Annotated in this window: 1 protein-coding gene; it reads left to right on the top strand. The window is 68.5% G+C overall.

What is annotated here, in order from left to right:
* Positions 1 to 536: 536 nt before the first annotated feature.
* The coding region (locus ACOV8S_RS28175; RefSeq protein WP_448321341.1) for a glutamate--cysteine ligase at positions 537 to 1983 on the top strand (1447 nt) is incomplete at its 3' end.

Genomic DNA, 1983 nt, shown 5'->3' with positions numbered 1-1983 from the left:
GGGGCGGGCGCTGTCTGCTGTCAGCTCGAGGGGGTCGGAGAGCCGCGCCGGACCGGTCGGATCAACCCGGACCGGGCCGGCCCGATGTCACCTTCGGTGACGGGGCGCACGATCGTGGGCGCACGTGCTTCTCCGCCTCGTTTGCGCAGTTTATACGACCCGTGTTCACGGAGTGTTTCCGCTAGCTGTTTTCCGTGTGAACGGCAAGCATTGTTCGCGCCGGAAATTCGTCGCGTTATGCTCCGATTTCCAGGACGCTTCCACGGGGTGACCTCGGGTGAGGCCCGAAGCGGGGTCGGCCGGTTTTCGACGCCGTTTTCCCGGGCTCCCGGAACGCCGGAAACCGCGCCTTGGCGCATGCCGTGCGAATGTGCCGAATGGCGCTGGAGGTCAGCCTAACGGTCGGCGGGTGCTCGTGGGGACGTTATCGATCGGCCAGGGCGGGCATCATCAGTTGCGGACCGGACGAAGACCCGGGCGACAGACAGACGGACACCGGCCGCACAGGCGGCCACCCATCCGAGGAGGACGCTGCGATGGGGGAGAAGGTCGAGGCAGGGTCGTTCGACCTGTCCGATCGCCAGCGCTACCGCGACAAGCTCCAGCGGTGCCTGGCGGGTCTCGAGCGGTTGCTGAAGGAGAGGCAGTTCGACCGGCCCAAGAATCTCATGGGCCTGGAGATCGAACTCAATCTCGCGGGATCCGACGGCATGCCGCGAATGATGAATGCGGAAGTGCTGGAACGGATCGCCAGCCGTGATTTCCAGACCGAACTCGCGATGTTCAACCTCGAGGTCAACATCGAACCGCACCGGCTCGGCGGGCAGGTATTCGACCAGCTCGCGGAGGAGCTGCGAACATCATTGGCATATGCCCACCGAAAGGCGGGGGAGGTCGACGCGGGGATCGTGATGATCGGCATCCTGCCGACGCTCGAGCGGGACGATCTCATCTCCGCCAACATTTCCGACGTCGATCGTTACACGTTGCTCAACGACCAGATCGTCTCCGCGCGGGGGGAGGACTTCTCGCTCGAGATCGACGGGGTCGAGAAGCTCACCACCACGGCCCGTTCCATCACCCCGGAGGCCGCCTGCACCTCGGTGCAGCTGCATCTGCAGGTGACGCCCGAGCGGTTCCCCGACGTGTGGAACGCGGCGCAGGCGATCTCCGCGGCGCAGATCGCGGTGGGCGCCAACTCCCCGTTCCTGTTCGGCAAGGAACTGTGGCGGGAGTCGCGGCCGCCGCTGTTCCAGCAGTCGACGGACACCCGGCCGCCGGAGCTCCAGGCGCAGGGCGTGCGGCCGCGGACCTGGTTCGGCGAACGGTGGGTCTCCTCGGCGGTCGACCTGTTCGAGGAGAACCTGACGTACTTCCCGGCGCTGCTGCCGATCATGGACGACGAGGACCCGATGGAGGTGCTCGACGCCGGGGGCACGCCCAAGCTCGGCGAGATGGTGCTGCACAACGGCACGGTGTACCGGTGGAACCGGCCGGTCTACGACGTCGCCGACGGGACGGCGCACCTGCGGGTGGAGAACCGGGTGCTGCCGGCCGGACCGACGGTGATCGACGTGGTGGCCAACGCGGCCTTCTACTACGGGCTGGTGCGCGCCCTCGCCGAGGAGTCGCGCCCGGTGTGGACGCGGCTGCCCTTCGAGTCGGCGGCGGCGAACTTCGAGGCGGCCTGCCGCTACGGGATCGACGCGCGGTTCGAGTGGCCGCGGCGGGGACGCATGGGCGGCACGCAGCAGGTCGAGGCGGTCACCCTGGTGCTCGAGGAGCTGCTGCCGATGGCGCACGCGGGGCTCGAGGCCTGGGGGATCGAACCGGCCGACCGCGAGTTGTACCTCGGCGTGATCGAGGAGCGGTGCCGCCGGAGGGTGAACGGCGCGTCCTGGCAGGCGGCGGTGTTCCACACGGCCCTCGAGCGGGGGATGTCGCGGCAGGAGGCGCTGGCCGCGACATCCCCCGCTCGAGGGC

It is taken from the genome of Streptomyces sp. CO7 (assembly GCF_053474865.1).
This window is presented reverse-complemented; position numbering and strand designations above follow the sequence as displayed.